Raw genomic sequence first — 20849 nt, forward strand, 5'->3', positions numbered from 1 at the left:
AACACCCGGTCCCATCCCGAACCCGGAAGTTAAGCCCTTCAGCGCCGATGGTACTGCATGGGAGACCGTGTGGGAGAGTAGGACACCGCCGGACTTATATTGCAGAAAGGCCCCGCCGTCACCGGCGGGGCCTTTCTCATTTTCCCGGTCCTCGGCGCCGACACTCGGCCCCGGCCGGAAGAGGATTGATCAGAACTCGTCGCCGGCGAGGACGGTGTCCGCGTCGACGATCCGGTAGGCGTAGCCCTGCTCGGCCAGGAAGCGCTGCCGGTGGGCGGCGTAATCCTGGTCCAAAGTGTCGCGGGCCACGACGGCGTAGAAGCGCGCTCCCGTACCGGAGGCCTTGGGCCGCAGCAGGCGACCCAGTCGCTGCGCCTCCTCCTGCCGGGACCCGTAGGCGCCCGAGACCTGGACGGCTACGGACGCCTCGGGCAGGTCGATGGAGAAGTTCGCGACCTTCGAGACGACCAGGACGTCGATCTCCCCCTGGCGGAACGCCTCGAACAGCCGCTCCCGCTCGCGGATGCGGGTCTCGCCCTTGATGACCGGAGCGTCCAGGAGTGCGCCCAGCTCGTCCAGCTGGTCGATGTACTGGCCGATGACGAGGGTCTGCTCGCCGCGGTGCCGGTCGACGAGCGCCTGGATGAGCTTGGTCTTGGTGTCGGTCGTGGCGCAGAAGCGGTACCGCTCCTCGGGCTCGGCGGTCGCGTAGGCGAGGCGCTCGGAGTCGGTGAGGGTGACGCGCACCTCGACGCAGTCGGCGGGCGCGATCCAGCCCTGCGCCTCCATGTCCTTCCACGGTGCGTCGTACCGCTTGGGGCCGATGAGGGAGAACACGTCCCCCTCGCGGCCGTCCTCGCGGACGAGGGTCGCGGTGAGGCCGAGGCGGCGGCGGGCCTGCAGGTCGGCGGTCATCCGGAAGATCGGCGCGGGCAGCAGGTGGACCTCGTCGTAGACGACCAGGCCCCAGTCGCGGGCGTCGAAGAGCTCCAGGTGCGCGTAGGCGCCCTTCCGGCGCGTCGTCATGATCTGGTAGGTGGCGATGGTGACCGGCCGGATCTGCTTCTTGGTGCCGGTGTACTCGCCGATCTCGTCCTCGGTGAGGGACGTGCGGCGCAGCAGCTCCTGCTTCCACTGGTGCGCGGAGACGGTGTTGGTGACGAGGATCAGTGTGGTCGCCTGGGCGCGGGCCATGGCGGCGGCGCCGACGATCGTCTTGCCGGAGCCGCAGGGCAGGACGACGACGCCGGAGCCGCCGTGCCAGAACGCCGAGGCGGCCTCGCTCTGGTAGGAGCGCAGCTCCCAGCCGTCCTCGGCGAGGGAGATGGCGTGGGCCTCGCCGTCCACGTAGCCGGCGAGGTCCTCGGCGGGCCAGCCGAGCTTGAGCAGGGCCTGCTTGAGGGCGCCGCGCTCGCTCGGGTGGACAGCGACGGCGTCGTCGCCGACCCTGTCGCCGATCATGCCCTTGATCTTCTTGGCGCGCAGCACCTCCTCCAGGACCGACCGGTCGGAGGACGACAGGACGAGCCCGTGCTGGGGGTCCTTCTCCAGCCGCAACCGCCCGTACCGGGCCATGGTGTCGGCGATGTCCACGAGGAGGGCGTGCGGCACGGGGTACCGGGAGAACCGGATCAGGGTGTCGACGACCTGCTCGGCGTCGTGGCCGGCCGCGCGCGCGTTCCACAGCGCGAGCGGCGTCACCCGGTAGGTGTGGACGTGCTCCGGCGCCCGTTCGAGCTCGGCGAACGGGGCGATCTCCTTGCGGCAGGGGCCGGCCAGGTCGTGGTCGACCTCCAGCAGCAGCGTCTTGTCGGACTGGACGATGAGCGGACCGTCGGTCAAAGCAGAAGCCCCCGTCGGGTTTCGGAAGATCGATGCCTCGTCCGGATGAGGGCATCGCTGCCGCACGCTACCCGAGCGGCGACGGCGCTTCGCGCGTTCCGGAGAGGACTGCGGTCTTCAACGCCCGGGCCGCCGCCTTTATTGCGACCGGGCGGCGCGGGCGGGTTCCGGCGCGGCGCGGGTCAGATCCCCTCGGAGGAGCCGTAGCCGGGGTCGGACATGACACCGACCGCGATGTAGATGATCAGAAGGACGATGCCGATGAGGATGGACGCGGCGAAGAGCGACCAGCTCCAGATCGTCAGTCTCCGGGCGGACGGCGGGTCGGTCTGGGTACGGCCGAGGGCGATCGCCGCGGTGATCACGCCGGGGATCGCCACGATGTTGCAGCACAGCACGATCGCGACGGCGTTGCAGACGAGGGCGGCGATGGTGGAGCCGTTGCTCCCCGCCTGGTGGGGGACGCCCGGTGGCCCGTACCCGTACCCGTAGCCGGGCTGGCCGTAGCCGGGCTGTGTGTAGCCGGGCTGTGTGTAGCCGGACTGTGTGTAGCCGTAGCCCTGCCCGTACGGCTGCCCGTAGGCGTCGCCGGCGTCCCAGTTCTGGTTCCCGCCGTAAGGGTCGTCCCAGCCCGACGGCGGACGCCCTCCGTACCCGCTCATCGGGAGCCTCCTCACACCACTCGCCCGGACACGCTATCCCGTCCGATGGGCCGTTGATTGGACCGTATGCGAGGTTCGCCGGTTCCCACCGTTTCCAGCGTCCGTTTCCGGACAGCAGCGGGTTTCGCCGGGGGGTGCCTTCAGGAGGCGTCGTCGAGTTCGGAGACGCCGGTGATGCGGTGCAGCGCGAAGCGGTGCACGGCGGCGCGGGTCGCGTCGTAGCCGGTGAGGAAGCCGCCCTCGACGCGGACGGGCTCGACGATGCGGCTGGACGCCTGGCCCTGCTGGTCGAGGTAGCCGATCCAGACGCGGCCGCCGCGCTCGACGGCGCCGCGGAGCCGCTCCACGGTGGCCATCGCGGGAGAGCGGGGCGGTTCGCCGGACGGGGTCTGCCGGGCGTGCTCGGCGCCGTGCAGGGACGCCTCGTCGCCGGCGCGCAGCGCCCGCACGGCCGCGGAGATCATCGAGGCGTCGGTGCGGTCGTCGGGGCGGAGCCGGACGATCTCGGCGGTGGGCGGCGGATCGGCGCGCTGCGCGTCCGGCCGGGTCACGATCACGCCGCCGCCGGGCGCCTCGGCGACCGGGGCGAGGCCCATGGCGCGCAGGCCGTCGAGCAGGTCGGCGCGCTGCACCCCGGACGCCAGGACGGTCGGGGCGAGCCGGTACAGGCGCAGCGGCGCGGCGCGACGGTCGGCGAGGATCTCGTCGAGGGTGGCGGGCGCGTCGGTGCGGACGTAGGACGACAGGGCGCCGACGCGCAGGTGGCCGTGCCGGCGGCCGACGTCGTCGATCAGGTAGACGAGCGGCTGCGGGAGCGGGGTCGCCGAGTGCCGGGTGAGCAGGTCGGTGACGTCGGCGGCGGTCCGTCCCGCGTCCAGGGCCCGGCGGATGGACTCGGGGGTGAAGCGGTACACGGTGGCGCCGCCGGTGGACTCGACGTCCGCGGCGAGCGCCAGCTCCCGGGCGAGTTCGGTGACCAGCGGGCCGGGCGCGACGGCGGTCAGGTCGGCCTGGACGAGGATCTCGTCGACGGGCTCCGGCAGGTACTTCTCCAGCGCGGGCTCGGGGTCGTCGCCGGCGAGCAGGTCGCGGCCGAACGGGGCCAGCTCCCCGAACCCGGTGAGACCGAGGGCGGCGGCCTCGCGGAGCGTCCAGCCGACGAAGCGGTCGCGGGCGGGGCCGCCGTGGCGGGGCCGCAGCCACGCCAGCCGGGCGAGGAGCGCGTCCTCGCCGACGACGACGCCGCGGCCCGCGCCGGCGAGGACGTCCAGGGCGGCGCGGCGGGTGGACGGCGCGCTGCTGCGCACCATCGCCTCGCTGAGGGCGTTGATGAGACGGTCGCGGTCGTCGCGTTCCCCGGCGAGCCCGGCGGCGCGGACGGACTTCAGCCAGCCGCGGGCCAGCTCCGTCCAGCGCCCGGCGGTGTCGCGCATCAGCCACAGGTCGTAGGCGGGGGTGGGCAGCCATTCGCCGTCGAGGTCGCCGCTGCGGGTCAGCAGGCCCGCCGCGTAGGCGACCTCGACGAGCAGGGCGGCCTTCCACTCCGGGACGTCCAGGAGCGTCGCGGCGGCGCGCAGGTCGCGGACGGCGAGGCCGCCGCTGCGCAGGACGGGCGGCGGTTCCAGGCCCCAGCGCTCCAGCAGTTCCTCGATCAGCCGGACGGCGCCCGCGGCCTCGCCCGCCGCGGCGCGCACGACCACGTCCTCGCGGCGCGGTCCGGCCGCCGGGGTGAGCGGGGGCGGCTCGGCGGGGACGTCCCGCAGCAGCCGCCCGCCGCGCAGGTGCAGGGCGACCTCGCGGGGCAGGGTGACCGTGCGGTCGTCCTCGGCGGCGAGGAGGCCGCGGGCCAGGAGCCGTTCGATGGGGGTGGTCGCGGTGTCGAGCCGGACGGGACGGCGCGCGTCGGCGACCCGCCCGACCGGCGGTCCCCACGCGAGCTGGTCGAGGGCGGCCCGTGCCTCGGGTCCGGCGTCCTCGACCAGCGCGGCGGGGTCGCTCAGCAGCTCGGTGAGCCGGGTGAGGAGGCGGCCGGAGTCGGCGAAGCCGCGCGGCGCCTCGCCGTCCAGGTCGGTGACCAGGTCGGTGAGCCGCTCGACGGAATGGCCCGCGAAGACCTCCCGGGCGGGCGGCCCGAGCCCGGCGGGGTGCGGCAGGCTCTGCCGGACGCCGGGCGCCGCGGCCGGGGCGTCGTCCCCCCAGGCCAGCCCGAACCGGCGGAGTGTGGCGAGCGCGCCCTCGACCTGCTCGGGGGTGGCGTCGAGGGCGGCGGCGAGCGCGTCCGGCGCGGCCGGGGAGGGCAGGACGAGCAGGGCCTCCAGGACGGCGAGGGTGAAGCGGTCCAGCCGGTCGAGCGCCCGGGACACGGCGGCGGGCGTGGCGGCGCGGGCGGCGAGCGCGGTCAGATCGGCGGGGACGGGGGCGAGCAGCTCGGGGCGCGCGGACAGCAGCGCGCGCAGTTCGTCGTCGCCGCGCGCGCGCAACCAGTCCGCATACGTTTCCATGCCGTTCCCCAACTTTAAGTGCGCGTGCATGCCGCAGGCACGCGGGCCTCCAGGTTAGAGGCCCGCGCGAGGTGGGGAACTCCGGTGTGCCGCGATCAGGTGGCCGGCGTGCGCTCCAGGTGCACCAGTCCGAGGCCGAGGCGCGCCCAGCTCTCCACGAACCGCTTCTCGTCGATGCGCGTGGGCGGCTCGTACATCGCCTCGTTCGCGAGCCAGTAGTTCACCACGGCGCCGCCGAGGATCGACGCGACCGCCGGCCAGTCCTCGTCGAAGCCCTCGAACTCGGGCTGCGCCGCCAGCCAGGTGGCGATCCCGTCGTACAGCGGGTTGACGATGCCCTCGCGCATCTCCGCGACCAGGTTCGGGAACTGGTCGAGGTCGCGGAACAGGACCCGGATGAGGTCCTGCTCCTCGCGCATCTTGGCCAGTCCGGCCTGGCACGTCATGCGCAGCCGGGTCTCGAGCGGGCGCTCCTTGAAGGCGGTGGACTGCGTGAGGACGTCGCTGATCTGCCGGCGGGTCCGCTCGATGTGCTCGCGGATGGCCGAGGAGAGGACCTCCTCCTTGGAGCGGAAGTGCCGGTAGAGACCGCCCGCGCCCGGGGACAGGCCGGCCGCGGCCTCGATCTCGGCGACCGACGTCGCCGCGTAGCCCCGGTCGGCGAACAGCCGGAGCGACTCGGTCACGATGCGGTCGCGCGTAGATGTCGTCATGTTGATGAATTCCTCCGCAAGAACAGTAAGGCATGTTCCTGCGGCGGGTCCCCGCGTCACGCGCGGCGCGCCCGAATCCGTGATGCTGCTCGCGGCGGGGCGCCCGGCGACTAGAGTTCCCTCGTCCGCGCCCCGTCGCCGGAAGGGGCGTCGTCGGAAAGGTCGGCGATGTTCAAGTCTCCGCGGAAAGCGGCCGACGGGGCCTTCCTGCCCGAGGACTTCGTGGTGCCCACGCTGGTGGCCGGGCCCGACTTCCAGATCCGTCCGATCACCGTGCACGACGTGGTGAAGGACTACGGCGCCGTCATCGGCAGCCTGGACCGGCTGGCCGGCCGGTTCGGGCCCGAGTGGGGCTGGCCCGACCGCGAGTTCACCTTCGAGCAGGCTCTGATCGACGTCGCGTGGCTGCAGAAGCAGGGGCAGCTGCGGCGCTCGTTCAGCTACGTCGTGATCACCCCGGACGGGGAGCGGCAGCTCGGCCGCATCCACGTCGCCCCGTCGGACCGTCCCGGCTCGGACGCGGTGGTGGTGTTCTGGGTGCGCGCGGACGAGGAGAACTCCGTCCTGGAGAAGGAGCTGGAAGGGTTCGTCCGCGAGTGGGTCGGCACGGCGTGGCCGTTCGACAAGGTCCGCTTCCCCGGCCGCATCTAGCCCAGGCGGCGGACGAGGCCGACGAGGACGCGGCCGACCACCAGGTAGACGAGGGCGGCCAGGCCGTAGTTGACGGCGACCTCCACCTTGGGGTCGCCCGGCTGGAAGACGTCCCTGAACTGCCAGCACAGGTCGGTGGCGCGGTCCCCGAACCAGCGGACGAGGTCGTTGGCGGTGTTGGCCTCGAAGACGACGAAGACGATGTGCACGGCCAGGACCGTCACCACGAGGGTGGTGGCGATGGACACCGCCGCCGCCAGCAGGCCGACGCCGCGGCGGCGCGCCGCGGCGGCGGTGGGAGTCCGGCGGGCGCGCGGGGCGCGGTGGTCACCGCCCGGCTCGGTCTGGGTCCCTGCCATGTGCGGCCTCCTTCACCGGTCGGACGCTGATGGTCCTTGGGGCGGGGATGGGGGGTTCGTATGCTGCGTTTTCCCTGGTCAGGTGGTTTGTGGGCGAGGGCCCGGGTATATCCGGAGCACGGTCCCGCGCTCTCCTACTCGGATCCCGTCGCATCGCCACTACCAGGAGAGCGCGGGTCCTTGCGCGTGTCCAGCCCCATTAGCCTGTGGACGTGCTCGATCTCGCCTCCTCCACCCCGTCCCGCGACGGCCTCGCCATCGGTTTCGACCTCGACCTGACCCTCGCCGACACCCGCGCCGGGATCAGTGCCGTCTACGCGGCCCTGGCGGCGGAGACGGGCGTGCCGATCGACACCGGGCAGGTGGTGAAGCGCATCGGGCCCCCGCTGGAGGAGGAGCTGGCCTACTGGTTCCCGCCGGAGCGGGTGCCGGCGATGGCGGCGCGCTACCGGGCGATCTACGCCGACGTCGCGGTCCCGGCGACCGTCCTCATGCCGGGGGCGTCCGCCGCGCTGGAGGCGGTGCGGGCCCGCGGCGGGCGGGTGGTCGTCGTGTCGGGCAAGAACCAGGCCGACACCGAGCGGACCGTCCGGTTCCTCGGGCTGGCGGCGGACGCGGTGGTGGGCGGCCTGTTCGGCGCCGACAAGGGCGCCGCCCTGCGCGAGCACGGCGCCGGCGCCTACATCGGCGACCACACCGGCGACGTGGACGCCGCCCGGGCCGCCTCGGCGGTGTCGGTCGCCGTCGCGACAGGCGCGTTCGACTCGGCGGCCCTCACCGCCTACGGCGCGGACGTCGTCCTGCCGGACCTGCTGGCGTTCCCCGGCTGGCTCGGCGGTTTCCGGGCGGGCTGAGCCGCCACCGGCGGGCTGAGCTGGGGAGCGATATCCGGGTGCCGTTCCGGGGCGTCCGGGATAGCGTCGATCGCGTTGCCCCGTAGGCGTCGCGGGGCCCCCGGCATGTTCCCCGGCCCGCGGCGAGGGACTAATCTTGGGGTCGATTCAGGACGATTACCGAACGAGGTATCCGGTGCCGACTGGCAAGGTCAAGTGGTACGACTCCGACAAGGGGTTCGGCTTCCTCACCCGCGACGACGGCGGTGAGGTCTTCGTGCACTCCTCGGCGCTGCCGGACGGGGTCACGACCCTCAAGCCGGGCCAGCGCATCGAGTTCGGCGTGGTCGAGGGGCGCCGCGGTCAGCAGGCACTGCAGGTGCGGGTGCTGGAGACGCTGCCGTCGGTGGAGAAGACCATCGCCAAGCAGCGGCGCAAGAAGCCCGACGAGATGGTCGTCATCACCGAGGACCTGATCAAGCTGCTGGACGGGATCTCCAACACCTACCGGCGGGGCAAGCACCCGGCCCCCGCGGACGCCAAGAAGATCGCCATAGTGCTGCGCGCGGTCGCCGACGACCTGGCGTCCTGACGCCTCCCGGCGCCGGGGTCAGGCGCGCATCTCGTGGTGCGCGTCCTTGAGCGGGCCGGTGCGGCCGGGCCCGCCGGCCTGACGCCGGGCTCCGGCCTGCCGCATGACCAGCAGCCCGGACGCCAGGGCCAGCGCCGCCGCGACGACCGCGAGCGCGAGCCGCCCGTCCGCGACGATCGACATGCCGAGGCCGAGCAGCCCGCCGAGGACCCAGCTGAGCTGGTGCAGGGTCTCCGACACCGCGAAGGTGGACGAGCTCACCTCCTCGCCGATCTCGCGCTGCACGACCGCGTCCATGGACAGCTTGCCGAGCACCTGCCCGAGCCCGGCCGCGGTCGCCACGGCGAGGGCCGCCCACAGCCCGAAGAACGCGGCGCCCGCCGCGGTGACGCCGGTGACGGACGCCAGCGTCGCCGACACGATGAACCGCGGCGCCCGCGCCTTCATCCAGGCGCCGAGCGCGGTGCCCATCAGTCCGCCCGCGCCCGCGCACGCCGCCAGCAGGCCGAGGGCGACATGGTGCGACACCGGGTCGAACCGCTCCTGGCGCAGCAGGAACGCCAGGTAGATGATCAGGAAGCCGGAGAACGCGCGGAGCACCGCGTTCGCCTGCATCGCCTCGGCGACGACCGGGCCGACGCGCGGCAGCGCCCGCCACGCGCGGCGCGGGGCGCCCTTGTCCGCACCCGGTTCGGTTTCGGGGACGTCCACGTGCCGGGGCAGCCGCATGGTGAACACGGCGCCCAGCAGGAACAGGATCGTGCCGATGCGCAGCACCCATCCCGGCCCGATCAGCACGGCGAGGCCGGCCCCGGCGGGCGCGGCGATCGACGCGGTGATGAGCCCGGCGAACGAGCAGCGCGCGTTCGCCGTCACCAGCGGGATCTCCTCCGGCAGGACGCGCGGGGTGACCGCGGCGCGCAGCACACCGAAGGCCTTGGACAGCACCAGCACGCCGAACGCCGCCGGCAGGAAGGTGACCTGGTCGCCGTGGGGGAGCGCGCTCGCCAGCGCCCAGCACAGCAGCGCCCGCATCACGAACGTGCTCGCGATGGCGTAGCGGCGGACGTGCCGGGCCCGGTCCAGCGCCGGGCCGATCAGCGGCGCGACGAGCGCGAACGGCGCCATCGTGACGACGAGGTAGAGGGCGACCTGGCTGCGCGCCTGGTCGACGTCCAGGCCGAAGAACAGGGTTCCCGCGAGCGCGACCGTGACCAGCGCGTCCCCGGCGGAGTTGAACGCGCACGTCTCGATCAGGCTGCCGAGCCCGCTGCGGCCGGCGCCCTGCGCGTGGGTGGCGCGGCGGGTGAGCCGTCCCGTCCCGAGCGCGGCCGAGCGCGCTGCGCGGCACGCCCGCGCCGCACCCCCGGTGACGGCGCGCGCGGACCGACCCGCCCGTGTCCGGTCTGCCATGCGCCCTGATCTCTCCTCGCGGTCGTCCCGGCTCGGGGCCGGGGGCGGCCATCGGAGTCCTCGACTGAGAGTACGTTCCCCGCTGGAATGCGGGATCACCTCGCGGACGACGCCCGTCTTGTGCGGGTCACGTGCCCGCATGGGCGAGAATTGACGTGTGAGCCCACAGCGCCAGTCCAGCCCCGCGCGTTCCGCCGCCGCGCGCACCACGTCCGGGGCCGCCCGCCGGCCCCGCACGCCCATCGTCGACTCCGCCTGCGCCGAGGCGGTCGACCTCGCACGCGAGGCCGCCGAGGACACCGCCGGCCCGGCCGAGGTCGGCGAGCACCTCGGCCTGCTCGCCGAGGGCGACCGGGTCGTCACGCACTACTTCGTGTGCCTCGACCCCGCCTACACGGGCTGGCGGTGGGCCGTGACGGTGACCCGCGCGTCGCGCGCCAGGAACGTCACGGTCAGCGAGTGCGTTCTGCTCCCCGGCGACGACGCGCTCCTCGCGCCGCCGTGGGTGCCGTGGCTGGAGCGGCTGCGCCCGGGCGACCTCGGCCCCGGCGACCTGCTGCCGACCGCGCCCGACGACGTGCGGCTCGCGCCCGGCTTCACGCAGGTGGACGAGTCGACCGACCGCGAGACCCAGTGGGAGCTCGGCCTCGGCCGCGTCCGGGTGCTGTCGCGGGAGGGCCGCGACGAGGCCGCCGCCCGCTGGTACGACGGCGTCGCCGGGCCCCGCGCCCCGATCGCCGCGTCCGCCCCCGCCCAGTGCTCCACCTGCGGCTTCTACGTGGTGCTGGCGGGTGCGCTGCGGCAGGTCTTCGGCGTCTGCGCCAACGAGTACGCGCCCGACGACGGCCGCGTCGTCTCCGCCGACCACGGCTGCGGCGCGCACTCCGAGGCCGTCTCCCTCCCGGCGGTGTCCGAGCACAACCCGCCCGTCATCGACGAGCTCGGCTACGAGATCGTCCCCACCGGCGGTGACGAGGACGCCGCGGCCCTCGATGACGAGGCGCTCGGCCACAGCTGAGCCGATGGAGGACGTGTTCGGCGCGCGGGCGCTGCGTGAGCGGGTCCTGCGCGCCTGGGCCGAGTCCCCGGCGCGCTTCCGCGAGGACGCCAACGCCGAGGAGGACCACGCGCTCGGCGGCTACCGCGACCGCGTCGTCATCGAGCTGGCGCAGAACGCCGCCGACGCCGCCCGGCGTGCGGCCGTGCCCGGCCGCCTCAGGCTGACGCTGCGCACCGGCGGGGAGCCGCTGCTGATCGCGGCGAACACCGGCGCACCGCTGGACGCCGCCGGCGTGGAGGCCCTGTCGACGCTCCGCGCCTCGGCCAAGCGCGACGAGCCGGCCGCCGCCGGCCGCTTCGGCGTGGGCTTCGCCGCCGTCGTCGCCGTGACCGACACCCCTGCCATCGCGTCCGGGACGGCGGGCGTCGAGTGGTCGTCGCCGCGGGCCAGGGAACTGGTCGAGGGGATCGCGGGCCTGGCCGGGGAGCTCGGGCGGCGCGGCGGGCACGTGCCGCTGCTGCGGCTTCCGTTCGCCCTGGAGCGGGCCGTCGAGGTCCCGGCGGGCTTCGACACCGTCGTGCGGCTGCCGCTGCGGGACGAGGCGGTCGAGCCGGTCCTGCGGCAGCTCCGGCAGGTGGGGGCGGCGCTCGTGCTGGCGCTGCCCGTCCTGGAACACGTCGAGATCGACGTCGACGGGGACGTCCGGACGCTGACCGCCGAACGGCGCGCCCCGGGCGAAGTGGTCATCGACGGCGGCCTGTGGCGGACGGTCGAGGAGCACGGGGAGATCCCCGCGGCGCTCCTGCGTGACCGTCCCGTGGAGGAGCGGGCCCGGCCGTTCTGGCAGGTGCGGTGGGCCCTGCCCGAGGGCGGGCTCCCCGAGGGCACGCCCGGCGTGCTGCACGCGCCCACGCCGAGCGACGAACGCCTCGACCTCCCCGCGCTGCTCATGGCGTCGTTCCCGCTCGCGCCCGACCGGCGGCACGTCGCGCCCGGCGCGCTGACCGACTTCCTCGTCGACCGGGCCGCCGACGGCTATGTGCGGCTGCTGGGCGAGCCGCCCGTCTCCCCGAAGGTGCTGGAGCTCGTGCCGGGGCCGATCGCCGCCGGCGAGCTGGACGCGCGGATCCGGCGGGGGATCCGGGAACGGCTCCCGGAGGCGCCCGTCCTGCCCCACCGGACGCGCGGGCGGGACGCGGTCGCCGTGGACGCGCCCGCCGCGTTCGTCGATGTGCTCCGCGGCCGGGACGCCGAGGGGGACACCGGGGGCGACGTCGTCGTCGGCGGCCTGCTGCCGCCGGAGTGGCCCGCGCGGAGCCCGGCGCTGGCCGCGCTCGGCGTGCGGCGGGTGGAACTGGCCGACGTGATCGACGAGCTGGCCGCTGTGGACCGGGAACCGGCGTGGTGGAAACGGGTGTACGAGGCGCTCGCCGGGGCCTCCACGGAGGCTCTGGGGGCTCTCCCGGTGCCACTGGCGGGTGAGGCGGGACGCGTGGTGCGGGGGCCGCGCGGGCTGCTGGTCGCGGACGGCGTCGATCCCGCGGGTCTGGACGCGCTGGGGCTGCGCTTCGTCCACCCGGAGGCCGTGCACCCGCTGCTGACGCGGCTCGGCGCGGTCGAGGCGGGGCCGCGGGCCGTGCTGGCGGACGCCGCCGTGCGGGCGGCCGTCGAGGAGTCCTTCGACACCGACGATCCCGACGCGGTCGCCGAGGCCGTGCTGGGACTGGTCGCGGCCGCGCACGCCGATCCCGGCGACGAGCCGTGGCTGGCCGCGCTGGCCCTGCCCGGCGACGACGGCGAGCTCTACCCGGCGGGCGAACTGCTGCTGCCGGAGAGCCCGCTGCGGGGGCTCATGGCCGATGACGCGCCGTTCGGCGTCGTGGACGGCGGGATCCTGGAGCAGTGGGGCGCGGAGACGCTCACGGCCGCCGGCGTCCTGGACGGGTTCGCGCTGGCCAAGGCCGAGGACGTGGACCTCATGGGCCTCGCCGACGAGGCCGAGAGCCTCGACCTCGACGACGAGGACCTGTGGGCGGACGACGTGCTGCGCCGGATCGGCGAGCAGGACCTTCCGCCGCTCGTCCCCGAGTTCACGGCGGTCCGCGACCTCGAACTCGTCGACGACTGGGCGGCGGCGCTGAGGGTTCTCGCCAAACCGCCGTGGCGGTCCGCGATCGTGGATCCCGCCCACGCCACCCTGCACAACGGGCGGCGTGTCGCCGTCCCGTCCTACACGGCGTGGTGGCTGAGCCGCCGTCCCGTTCTGGACGGCCGAAGGCCGGGCGAGTTCCGCCTGGGCGGCGACGAGGCGCTGGCAGGGCTCTACGACGTCGCGCCGCAGGGCCTGGACGAGCACCTCCTGCTCGCCCTGGGCGTCCGCACGTCACTGGTGGAACTGCTCGATGAGCCCGGGGGCGCGCAGGAACTGCTCGATCGCCTGGGCGATGCCCGGCGGTCGGTGGGACGGGCCCAGCTGGGCGGGCTCTGGACTGCGCTGGCAGATGCCCCGGACGCGGCCGTCGAACCGCCCGACCGCGTGCGGGCGGTCGTGGACGGCGGCGTCGAGGTGGTCGACGCGGCGGACGCCCTCGTGCTCGACGGCCCCGACGTCCTGCCCCTCCTCGAAGGGCAGCCCCTCGTCATCGCCGCGCAGGGCCGCGACGTGCGCCTCGCCGAACTCCTGGACCTGCCGCTCGCCGGGGAGGAGATCCCGGGCCTCGTGGAGCCGGACGGCGAGAAGCGTCCCGTCCCGGAGGCCGTCAGGGCGGTCCTGCCCGACGCCCCCGCCGACTACCTCGCCCATGAGCGCCTCATCGTGGACGGCCAGGACGTCCCGTGGTGGACGAGGGACGGACGGGTCCACGCGAGCGGCGTCGCCGGACTGGCGCGGGCGCTCGCCTGGTCGGCCGGGCACTGGGGCGACCGGCTCCTGCTGGAGGCCGTCCTGCGCGCCCCCGAGGCCCTGCCGGTCCTGCTCGCCGAGGACGATCTGGAGCACTAGGGCCCGGCCGGTCTCAGCGGGACGCCTCGCGCTTGGCGGCGCGGTCGGCCTCCTGCCGGGCCCGCCCGGCCTGGAGCCGGGGGGTGTACCACATGCCGAACAGCCCGATCACGATGCCGACGCAGCACACCCACAGCCACCAGCGGTCCTGCGACGGCAGCCCGACGATCAGCAGCACGACGAGCCCCACCGCCCACGCGGCCGCCCCGGCGGCCGCGATGCGGACGTCGTTGGTCTGCATCGGCGGCGGATCCGGGCGGCGCGGAGGGCTCATGGGCTCAGGCTACGCGGCCCCGGCCCGCCAGTCCGCCGATGACCATCGTGACGAGCAGCTCATAACTGGCCTCCAGGTCCGCGGGCAGCCCGAAACCGCCCGCCGCCTCCAGGACGGCGAACCCGTGGACGGCCGAGCGCAGGCAGCGCGTCGCGTGGACGAGTTCCGGCCCTTCCAGGGCGTAGCCGCGCAACGTCCCGTACAGGATGTTCACCAGCCGCTCCGCGGCGCCGTCCACCGACCCGCCCGCCGGGGCCGCCGTCTGCTCCATCGCCCCGTAGCGGCCCGGATGCTCCACCACGTACGCCCTGTAGGCGTACATCAGCGCCCGGACGGCGTCGTCGCCGGACCGCCCGAGCGCGGCCTCCCCGAGCCGTCCGGCGAGCTCCTCCAGGACGCGCGCGGTCACCAGGTGTCGCAACTCGGCGAGATTGCGGACATGCTTGTACAGGGAGGGCGTCGCGACCCCGGCCCTTCCCGCCACCGCCGCCAGCGTGAGGGCACCGGGGCCCTCGGCGTCCACGACGGCGACGGCGGCGTCCACGACCGCGTCGGGCGACAGTCCCGCACGGGGCATCGCGACCCTCCTCTACGATTCTTTAGCTGTGAGGCTAAGAAGATTAGCGAAGGTGTCAAGCGGCGGCGTGGCAGCATGGGCAGCACAGGAGACCGAAGACGATGACTATGCCACCGATCCGCGGCCGCACGGCGTCCGCGCCCGGGCTGGCCGAGGAGCTGCGCATCTCGATCGCGCGGCTGTCGCGCCGGCTGCGCACGCTGCGGCCGTCCGCGGCGGGCGAGGGCGGCCCGAGCCCGCTGTCGCTCACGCAGTTCGCCGCGCTCGCCGCCATCGAGCGGCACGGGTCGATGACGCCGCGCGAGCTGGCCGACCACGAGAAGGTGCAGCCGCCGTCGATGACCCGCGTCATCGCCTACCTGGAGGAGCGGGGGCTGGTCGCGCGCAGCCCGCACCCGACCGACGGGCGCCAGGTCGTGCTGAACGCCACCGAGGAGGGCGCCGCCCTGCTCGCCGACGAGCGCCGCCGCAAGGAGGCATGGCTCGCGATGCGCCTCAGCGAGCTGACCGACGAGGAGCGAGAGATCCTCCGCCGCGCCGCCCCCGTCATCGACAAGCTCAGCCGGTCCTGACCCCGCCCTCCGGGCCGGGGCGGGCGTGATCGGGTCTCCTCGCACTTGCCGGAATGAGGGTGGGGCGATTACCGTTAGCGTTGGTAATGACTTCTGCTAACGAAACCCCCGACGAACCCGAGGGAACCGCGACGCGCGGGGCCCGCGGGCGGCGGGCCGCACATCCAGCCCGGGCCGCCGCCGTGGCGAGTCCTGCCCGCTCCCGCCGTCGCCGGCCCGCCCCGCGTCCCGCCCCGCGTGCGTCCGCCCGCCCCGTCACGCGGCCGGACGCCGCCCCCTCCGCCCCCGTGAAGGACCAGGCCGGAACGTTCCACGAGGCCGTGGCGGACGTCCCGGAGCAGCCCGAGCCCGCACCGTCCGCCCCCGCGACCCCGGACCCGGAACGGCCCGACAGCGCCGAGACGCCCCCCGAGGAGCCCGAGGGCCGCGCCGGCATGTTCCGCTCCCTCCACAACCACAACTTCCGCCTGTACACCGCGGGCCAGGTCGTCTCCAACACCGGCACGTGGATGCAGCGGATCGCGCAGGACTGGCTCGTCCTCGATCTCGCCCACGGCAGCGGTACCGCGCTCGGCATCACGACCGGCCTGCAGTTCCTGCCGATGCTGCTGTTCGGCCTGTGGGGCGGCGTCATCGCCGACCGCTACTCCAAGCGCCGCCTGCTGATGCTGACGCAGGTGGCGATGGGCGTGCTCGCGCTGGTCCTCGGCCTCCTCGTGATCTCCGGCACGGCGCAGGTGTGGCACGTGTACGTGCTGGCGTTCGGGCTCGGCGTCGCGACCGTCGTGGACAACCCGGCCCGCCAGTCGTTCGTGGTCGAGATGGTCGGCAGGCGCGACCTGCCGAACGCGATCGCGCTGAACAGCGCCACCTTCAACGGCGCACGGCTGCTCGGCCCGGCCGTCGCCGGAGTGCTGATCGCGCTGATCGGCACCGGCCCGGTCTTCCTGGTGAACGCCGCGTCCTTCGGCGCCGTCCTGTTCGGCATCTACGCGATGCGGACGGACGAGCTGCGCCAGGCCGCCCCCGTCAAGCGCGCCAAGGGCCAGCTCCGCGAGGGGCTCCGCTACGTGCGCGGGCGCCGCGACCTGATGCTCGTGCTCATCCTCATCGGCTTCCTCGCGACGTTCGGCATGAACTTCAGCACCACGGTCGCCCTGGTGGCGAAGCAGGTCTTCCACACCGACGCCTCCGCGTTCGGCCTCGCGTCCAGCATGCTGGCGCTGGGCGCGCTCGGCGGCGCCCTGCTGGCCGCCCGCAGGGTCGCCCGGCCCCGGCTGCGGCTGCTGGTGGCGATGGGCCTGGCGTTCGGGGTGCTGGAGGTCCTCACCGGCCTGATGCCGACGTACTGGTCGTTCCTGGCGCTGCTGGTGCCGACCGGGATCGCGATGATGACGATCATGACGGCGGCGAACGCGTCCGTCCAGCTCGGCGTCGCGCCGGAGATGCGCGGCCGCGTCATGGCCCTCTACATGCTGGTGTTCCTCGGGACGAACCCGCTGGGCGCGCCCGCGGTCGGCTGGCTGGCCGAGCACTTCGGCGCGCGGGCCTCCCTCGTCCTCGGCGGGCTGGTCTCCGTGGTCGCCGCCCTCGCCGTGGGCGCCCTGGCCCTGCGGTGGAGGACCGACGAGCAGAAGGGGACGGCGGACGAGCACGGGGCGGTGCGTCCCGCCCTGGCCCGGCTCCGCCGCGCCCGGGCCGCTGAGCGGTAAAGGTCGCGCGCGGTCCATAAGACCGGCCGGGTGAGGCGATTCGGTTGGCCCTATTTGCGTGACAAGGAACGCCGCCTGCTGAAAAGCTGGCGGGGTGGCCCTGTGGAAGCGTTCATGAGGCTTTTCGTGGCGCTCGTCCCGCCGCCGGAGGTTCTGGACGAGCTCGCGGAGGCCGTCCGGCCCCATCTCGGCACGGTCTCCGAGCTGCGCTGGATCCGGCGCGAACTGATGCACGTCACGCTGACGTTCCTCGACGAGGTCGACGACCGCACCCTCGAGCGGCTGCTCCCGAGGCTGGAACGCGCCGTCCGCCGCCACGAGCGGATGACGCTGTCGCTGGCGGGCGCGGGCGCGTTCCCCGGCAGCGGCGCGCACGCCCGCGTCCTGTGGACGGGCCTGTACGGCGACCGCCGCGCCCTGGCGAGGCTGGCCGCCTCCACCACCGCCGCGGGCCGCCGCGTCGGGACGATCCCCGACAAGCACCGCGGCTTCCGCCCGCACATGACGCTGGCGCGGTCGCGGCTGCCGGTGGACGTGCGGTCGCTCGTCGAGGCCCTGTCCTCGTTCGCGGGGACGCCGTGGACGGCGGACTCGGTCCACCTGATGCGCAGCCACCTGCCCGGAAAGGACAACGCCCAGCTGGAGTACGAGCCGCTGATGACGTGGCCGCTGCGTCACAGCTCCGGCGGCGGAGGGGCGGGGCGGTCGGCGTCCGGCGGGCCCCAGGGGACGCCGTAGCGCTCGCAGGCGCGGCGCAGCTCGGCGAGGTCGGGCGGGAAGGTGATCTGGCGCAGCACCCGTCCGGACGGCGCCCACACCACCAGCCGGGGCATCCGCTCGACCGCGTCGTCGATGCCGACGCCGCCGAGGCGGTCGCGGGCCAGGTCCCACTCGACCCGGCCGCGCCGGGTGACGACGGCGACCCCGGCGGACGACACCCGCAGTTGCGACCGGTTGCGGTCGTACAGCCAGTAGCCGAGAAGCCCGATCACGAGCCCGGCCGGCATCGACCACAGGGCCGTGGTGTTGAACCCGCCCAGGTCGGGGCCGAGCCACACCGCGCCCAGCAGCGCCACCGCCTCGCACAGCAGGACGCTCATCCCGTAGGTGCCGGCACGGGACCGGCGGGTCGCGTCCAGGACCGTGCCCGGCGCGGTCGCCGGGGTGGGCGGAGTGTGGGCGGGGAAGACGAAGCCGGGCTCCTCGGACGGCTCCGGCCGGGACGCCGCGCCCTCGTGCGCGACGCCCTGCGCCGACTGGGCCGCGGCGGGCTCGGGGCCGGGGGCCGACAGCGAGGACATGGCCGAGTGGAACGCGGCGCTCAGGTAGGCGTCGTACTCGGCGTCGTTGACCGGGAGCCCCGCGCGGCGGGCGGAGTCGCGCAGGTCGGTGCGGGAGATCCGCAGCGCCGACAGGGGCGAGGAGAAGAACTCGTCGCCGTCGGAGTCGTACAGCCGGACCCAGGCGTGCCCGGACACGGTCAGCAGCTCGATGCCGCCGATGCGGTCGTGGGGCATCTTGAGCACCACGTCGCCGGCGGCGTCCGCCCAGCCGAGCCCGTCGCCCTCGACGACCAGGCGCCCGCCGGGCACCTGGGCGAAGATCTCCGGCAGCCCTTCGAGCCCGTAGTCGGGACGGCGCGGCGACCGCGCCCCCGGGGTGATCACGCGGTAGCCGTGGTCGTCGAGGGCGTGCGCGAGCTGGAAGCCGTCCAGGCCGTGCGCGGGCAGCCGGGCGACCAACTCCAGCCGGTGCCCGAACGCCAGCGCGGCGAGGTCGGCGCGGCGCGGCTCGCCGCTCACCGGGTCCAGGCGCAGGCCGGGCCCGACGACGACCGCCGCGACGTTCTCGGCGGGCAGGTCCTGGGTCTCGCGGCGGCGGCCGGGGCGGGCCCGCACCAGCAGCCGCTCCGCCGTGATCGTCCAGCGGACCTGCGCGGCCCGCAGCAGCCGGCGGCGCGCCGCGAGGACGCCGCCGATCGCGGCGAGCGCCCAGCAGCCCGCGGCGAGCCGGGCGCCGAACTCGCCCGTCCCGTCCAGCGCGATCCGGACGATCATGACGGCGCCGAGCAGGGCGGTGAGCGCGCCGAGGAAGACGATCCGGCGGCGGCTCGGGAGCGGCTCGGGCGTGGCCAGCCGCTGCTCGTCGGGCGCCGCGCGCGACGCGCGGCGCGAGGGCGTCTCGGGGGGCGGCTCGTGCGCCGCCGCCAGCAGGGCCGCCTCCTGGTCCAGCAGGCGCTTCTCGGCCGCGTGGTCGCGCGGCAGGGGGCCGCCGCCGGGGACGTCGTCCTCCAGCCCGGACACGCGCAGGGCCTCGTCGAGCGCCGGGTCGAGCAGGTCGGTGGCCTCGCCGTCCAGGACGTGCATGGGGATGCCGAGCCTGCGGGCCGCCACGAACACCGCGAGCGGCTCCAGGCCCATCGCCGTCATCCCGCCCACGGCGGTGCGGCCGAACCGGTGGAAGACGGTCAGGACGCCATCGCCGGTGGTGATGGCCAGGCCGTCGATCCGGGACCGCTCGTAGGAGACCATCGTCAGCCCGCCGGGGCCGACGCGTTCCAGACCGGCCGCCGACAGCCGCCAGTACGGGCGCGGGCGGCGGCGGCGCGCCTCCGGGATCGCGCCGAGCAGCCACGGGAACGCTGCGACGGCGCCGATCAGCGCGGCCCACAGCCACACCGGCCTGATCGGCAGCAGCGCCAGCGCCACCGCGAGGACGGTGAACGGGCCCGCGGCGACGGGGCGCCACCGGCCGCCGGATCCCGCGAGGCCCACCAGCTCATGCTCCACAGTCCGCATCCTCACACGGGTCCCCGCGGGACCGTCGCCCCCTTCCACGATCCGGTCGCCCTCCGGAACCGACATCCATCGCGCCGGTCAGGTCGGGGCTCCACCGCCGTCATATGAGTCTCACCGGTCACGTGAGTCCCGCAGCCGTGCTTTCACCGCCGGCGCCGCAGCAGGCCGTAGCCGACCGCCGCCGCGATCGCGAGGGCGAGGAACAGCGCCGTGCGGGTGTTGGTCGCGTCCCGGCTGCCGCCCGTGGTGTCCTTTTCCGCGCCCGCGTTCCCGGGGGAGGACGCCGGGGACGGGCGCGCCTCCTCCGGCAGCGGCAGCCGGTAGACCGGCTGGTTCCTGCCCTCGGACCCCACCAGCAGCGACCTCCCGTCGGGGGTGTAGGTCACCGACTCGCCCTGCACCTGCCTGGGCAGGTCGAGGGACTCGATCGTCTTGCCGGGACGGCCGTCGGCGCCGACCGAGTACAGGCGGGCCCCGAAGTAGGTGCGGATGACGCAGGTCCGCCCGTCGGGGGCGAACGCGCCGTCGGTCGCGATCGCCGGGGCGTCCCCGACCTTGCGCAGCACGTTGGAGCCGCCGGTCCGCAGCCGCGCCGGCGCCTCGTAGACGTCGCCGCCGAACAGCTTGCTGACGATGTAGAGCCGGTTCGTGCGCGGATTGATCATCATGGTCTCGGCGTTGCGCGGCCCGTCCTCGTACTTGATCTGGAACCGGGTCGCCCGGAGCGTCTGGCTCACCAGCCGCGCCGGCTCGGGAATCCGGTAGACGGTCACGTAGGGCCACGCGCCGCCGAGGTTGTCGCCGATGTCCGCGACGAAGATCGCCGGACGGCCGCGGCCGTCCTTGCCGATCGCCATCGCCTCCCAGTCGCGGGCCCCCGCGCCGGCGAGCGTGAGCACGGCGGCGACCCGCCCGTCCGGGCCCAGCGCGTAGACCTTCGGGACGCCGCCGGAGTCGTTGTGGGTGTACACGACGCCCCGGTGCCGGGCGCTGGCGGCCAGGCCGCTGGACTCGGTGATCCGCGGGTCCTTGATCGTGAAGGCGACCGCGTCGCCGCGGCCCGTGCGGGCGGCGGCGGAGGCGGAGGCGGGGGAGAGCAGGCAGACCGGGGCGCCGGCGAGGACGATCGCGGCGCCCGCGCGGACGGCGGCCCGGCGTGCTGACATGGATCGATCATCCCCGTTCCGCGCCCCGACGATCACCTGATCCGCGCCGCTCAGCCCAGCAGCGCCCCGACGACCACGGCCAGGATGAGCGCGGTCAGCACGGTGGGCAGCAGCCATTGGGGCGCGCGGTTCACGCCCCTGAGCTTATTCGGCCTCCCGGCCGCCGCGAACCGTCCGCCCATG

General features: G+C 74.7%; 19 protein-coding genes and 1 rRNA gene. 9 read left to right on the top strand and 11 right to left on the bottom strand.

What is annotated here, in order from left to right:
• Positions 1–94, top strand: a 5S ribosomal RNA gene (gene rrf, locus CHC11_RS08555); the annotation flags it as partial.
• A 95-nt stretch (positions 95–189) separates the two neighbouring features.
• Here rrf and CHC11_RS08560 read toward each other — a convergent pair.
• The 4 genes from CHC11_RS08560 to CHC11_RS08575 all read right to left on the bottom strand — a co-directional run bounded on the left by CHC11_RS08560 (position 190) and on the right by CHC11_RS08575 (position 5718).
• Positions 190–1842 (bottom strand): DNA repair helicase XPB, encoded by a 1653-nt coding sequence (locus tag CHC11_RS08560; protein ID WP_089311116.1) that lies wholly within the window; start codon positions 1840–1842, stop codon positions 190–192.
• A gap of 182 nt (positions 1843–2024) precedes the next feature.
• Positions 2025–2504 (bottom strand): hypothetical protein, encoded by a 480-nt coding sequence (locus CHC11_RS42510; RefSeq protein ID WP_089311117.1) that lies wholly within the window; start codon positions 2502–2504, stop codon positions 2025–2027.
• A 140-nt stretch (positions 2505–2644) separates the two neighbouring features.
• Positions 2645–5005, bottom strand: coding sequence for a helicase-associated domain-containing protein (locus tag CHC11_RS08570; protein ID WP_089311118.1), 2361 nt, complete (start codon positions 5003–5005; stop codon positions 2645–2647).
• Between the two features lie 95 nt (positions 5006–5100).
• The gene (locus CHC11_RS08575) at positions 5101–5718 is read right to left on the bottom strand and encodes a TetR/AcrR family transcriptional regulator (protein ID WP_179278751.1); all 618 of its coding nucleotides are present in this window, start codon (positions 5716–5718) and stop codon (positions 5101–5103) included.
• Between the two features lie 168 nt (positions 5719–5886).
• On the opposite strand from CHC11_RS08575, the gene CHC11_RS08580 reads away from it, so the two are divergent.
• Entirely contained in the window at positions 5887–6369 is a 483-nt protein-coding gene (locus tag CHC11_RS08580) for a GNAT family N-acetyltransferase (protein WP_245918952.1), read from the top strand.
• On the opposite strand, the gene CHC11_RS08585 is transcribed toward CHC11_RS08580, so the two are convergent.
• Complete coding sequence (locus CHC11_RS08585; RefSeq protein ID WP_089311120.1) at positions 6366–6728, bottom strand: hypothetical protein; 363 nt, start codon at positions 6726–6728, stop codon at positions 6366–6368. The genes CHC11_RS08580 and CHC11_RS08585 overlap by 4 nt on opposite strands.
• 212 nt (positions 6729–6940) lie before the next feature.
• Here CHC11_RS08585 and CHC11_RS08590 point away from each other — a divergent pair, with 212 nt between their 5' ends.
• On the top strand, positions 6941–7582 hold the full coding sequence (locus CHC11_RS08590; protein ID WP_245918955.1) for an HAD family hydrolase: 642 nt from the start codon (positions 6941–6943) through the stop codon (positions 7580–7582).
• A gap of 175 nt (positions 7583–7757) precedes the next feature.
• Complete coding sequence (locus tag CHC11_RS43345) at positions 7758–8153, top strand: cold-shock protein (protein WP_089311121.1); 396 nt, start codon at positions 7758–7760, stop codon at positions 8151–8153.
• An 18-nt stretch (positions 8154–8171) separates the two neighbouring features.
• On the opposite strand, the gene CHC11_RS08600 is transcribed toward CHC11_RS43345, so the two are convergent.
• Positions 8172–9566, bottom strand: coding sequence for an MFS transporter (locus tag CHC11_RS08600; protein WP_089311122.1), 1395 nt, complete (start codon positions 9564–9566; stop codon positions 8172–8174).
• 241 nt (positions 9567–9807) lie between these two features.
• On the opposite strand from CHC11_RS08600, the gene CHC11_RS08605 reads away from it, so the two are divergent.
• Together CHC11_RS08605 and CHC11_RS08610 are read left to right on the top strand one after the other, a co-directional pair.
• Positions 9808–10584, top strand: a complete 777-nt coding sequence (locus tag CHC11_RS08605; protein ID WP_218826013.1) for a DUF3027 domain-containing protein — start codon at positions 9808–9810, stop codon at positions 10582–10584.
• A gap of 4 nt (positions 10585–10588) precedes the next feature.
• Positions 10589–13567 carry a sacsin N-terminal ATP-binding-like domain-containing protein gene (locus CHC11_RS08610; RefSeq protein WP_089311124.1) on the top strand — a complete coding sequence of 993 codons (2979 nt, stop codon included), beginning with the start codon at positions 10589–10591 and terminating at the stop codon, positions 13565–13567.
• A 13-nt stretch (positions 13568–13580) separates the two neighbouring features.
• On the opposite strand, the gene CHC11_RS08615 is transcribed toward CHC11_RS08610, so the two are convergent.
• On the bottom strand, positions 13581–13841 hold the full coding sequence (locus tag CHC11_RS08615; RefSeq protein WP_089311125.1) for a DUF2530 domain-containing protein: 261 nt from the start codon (positions 13839–13841) through the stop codon (positions 13581–13583).
• Between the two features lie 4 nt (positions 13842–13845).
• Positions 13846–14418, bottom strand: a complete 573-nt coding sequence (locus tag CHC11_RS08620; RefSeq protein ID WP_089311126.1) for a TetR-like C-terminal domain-containing protein — start codon at positions 14416–14418, stop codon at positions 13846–13848.
• A gap of 101 nt (positions 14419–14519) precedes the next feature.
• On the opposite strand from CHC11_RS08620, the gene CHC11_RS08625 reads away from it, so the two are divergent.
• The 3 genes from CHC11_RS08625 (at position 14520) to thpR (ending at position 17440) form a co-directional block, all read left to right on the top strand.
• On the top strand, positions 14520–14990 hold the full coding sequence (locus tag CHC11_RS08625) for a MarR family transcriptional regulator (RefSeq protein ID WP_089311127.1): 471 nt from the start codon (positions 14520–14522) through the stop codon (positions 14988–14990).
• A 287-nt stretch (positions 14991–15277) separates the two neighbouring features.
• A complete protein-coding gene (locus tag CHC11_RS08630) occupies positions 15278–16702 on the top strand; it encodes an MFS transporter (RefSeq protein ID WP_281258292.1) in 1425 nt (474 codons plus the stop codon).
• A gap of 114 nt (positions 16703–16816) precedes the next feature.
• On the top strand, positions 16817–17440 hold the full coding sequence (thpR, locus tag CHC11_RS08635; protein ID WP_089311603.1) for an RNA 2',3'-cyclic phosphodiesterase: 624 nt from the start codon (positions 16817–16819) through the stop codon (positions 17438–17440).
• Here thpR and CHC11_RS08640 read toward each other — a convergent pair.
• The 3 genes from CHC11_RS08640 to CHC11_RS43350 all read right to left on the bottom strand — a co-directional run bounded on the left by CHC11_RS08640 (position 17377) and on the right by CHC11_RS43350 (position 20848).
• Entirely contained in the window at positions 17377–19491 is a 2115-nt protein-coding gene (locus CHC11_RS08640; RefSeq protein WP_089311128.1) for a hypothetical protein, read from the bottom strand. The genes thpR and CHC11_RS08640 overlap by 64 nt on opposite strands.
• A 152-nt stretch (positions 19492–19643) precedes the next feature.
• Positions 19644–20666, bottom strand: a complete 1023-nt coding sequence (locus tag CHC11_RS08645; RefSeq protein ID WP_089311129.1) for a hypothetical protein — start codon at positions 20664–20666, stop codon at positions 19644–19646.
• A 50-nt stretch (positions 20667–20716) separates the two neighbouring features.
• Positions 20717–20848 carry a hypothetical protein gene (locus CHC11_RS43350; protein WP_281258293.1) on the bottom strand — a complete coding sequence of 44 codons (132 nt, stop codon included), beginning with the start codon at positions 20846–20848 and terminating at the stop codon, positions 20717–20719.
• Between the last annotated feature and the right edge of the window lies 1 nt (position 20849).

It is taken from the genome of Actinomadura mexicana (genome assembly GCF_900188105.1).
In the GTDB taxonomy this organism is placed as follows: domain Bacteria; phylum Actinomycetota; class Actinomycetes; order Streptosporangiales; family Streptosporangiaceae; genus Spirillospora; species Spirillospora mexicana.

Coding starts and splice junctions, on each gene's coding strand:
- CHC11_RS42510 (WP_089311117.1), bottom strand. CDS start 2,504: ATGAGCGGGTACGGAGGGCGTCCGCCGTCGGGCTGGGACGACCCTTAC.
- CHC11_RS08570 (WP_089311118.1), bottom strand. CDS start 5,005: ATGGAAACGTATGCGGACTGGTTGCGCGCGCGCGGCGACGACGAACTG.
- CHC11_RS08575 (WP_179278751.1), bottom strand. CDS start 5,718: ATGACGACATCTACGCGCGACCGCATCGTGACCGAGTCGCTCCGGCTG.
- CHC11_RS08580 (WP_245918952.1), top strand. CDS start 5,887: ATGTTCAAGTCTCCGCGGAAAGCGGCCGACGGGGCCTTCCTGCCCGAG.
- CHC11_RS08585 (WP_089311120.1), bottom strand. CDS start 6,728: ATGGCAGGGACCCAGACCGAGCCGGGCGGTGACCACCGCGCCCCGCGC.
- CHC11_RS08600 (WP_089311122.1), bottom strand. CDS start 9,566: ATGGCAGACCGGACACGGGCGGGTCGGTCCGCGCGCGCCGTCACCGGG.
- CHC11_RS08610 (WP_089311124.1), top strand. CDS start 10,589: ATGGAGGACGTGTTCGGCGCGCGGGCGCTGCGTGAGCGGGTCCTGCGC.
- CHC11_RS08615 (WP_089311125.1), bottom strand. CDS start 13,841: ATGAGCCCTCCGCGCCGCCCGGATCCGCCGCCGATGCAGACCAACGAC.
- CHC11_RS08620 (WP_089311126.1), bottom strand. CDS start 14,418: ATGCCCCGTGCGGGACTGTCGCCCGACGCGGTCGTGGACGCCGCCGTC.
- CHC11_RS08625 (WP_089311127.1), top strand. CDS start 14,520: ATGACTATGCCACCGATCCGCGGCCGCACGGCGTCCGCGCCCGGGCTG.
- thpR (WP_089311603.1), top strand. CDS start 16,817: ATGAGGCTTTTCGTGGCGCTCGTCCCGCCGCCGGAGGTTCTGGACGAG.
- CHC11_RS08645 (WP_089311129.1), bottom strand. CDS start 20,666: ATGTCAGCACGCCGGGCCGCCGTCCGCGCGGGCGCCGCGATCGTCCTC.
- CHC11_RS43350 (WP_281258293.1), bottom strand. CDS start 20,848: ATGGGCGGACGGTTCGCGGCGGCCGGGAGGCCGAATAAGCTCAGGGGC.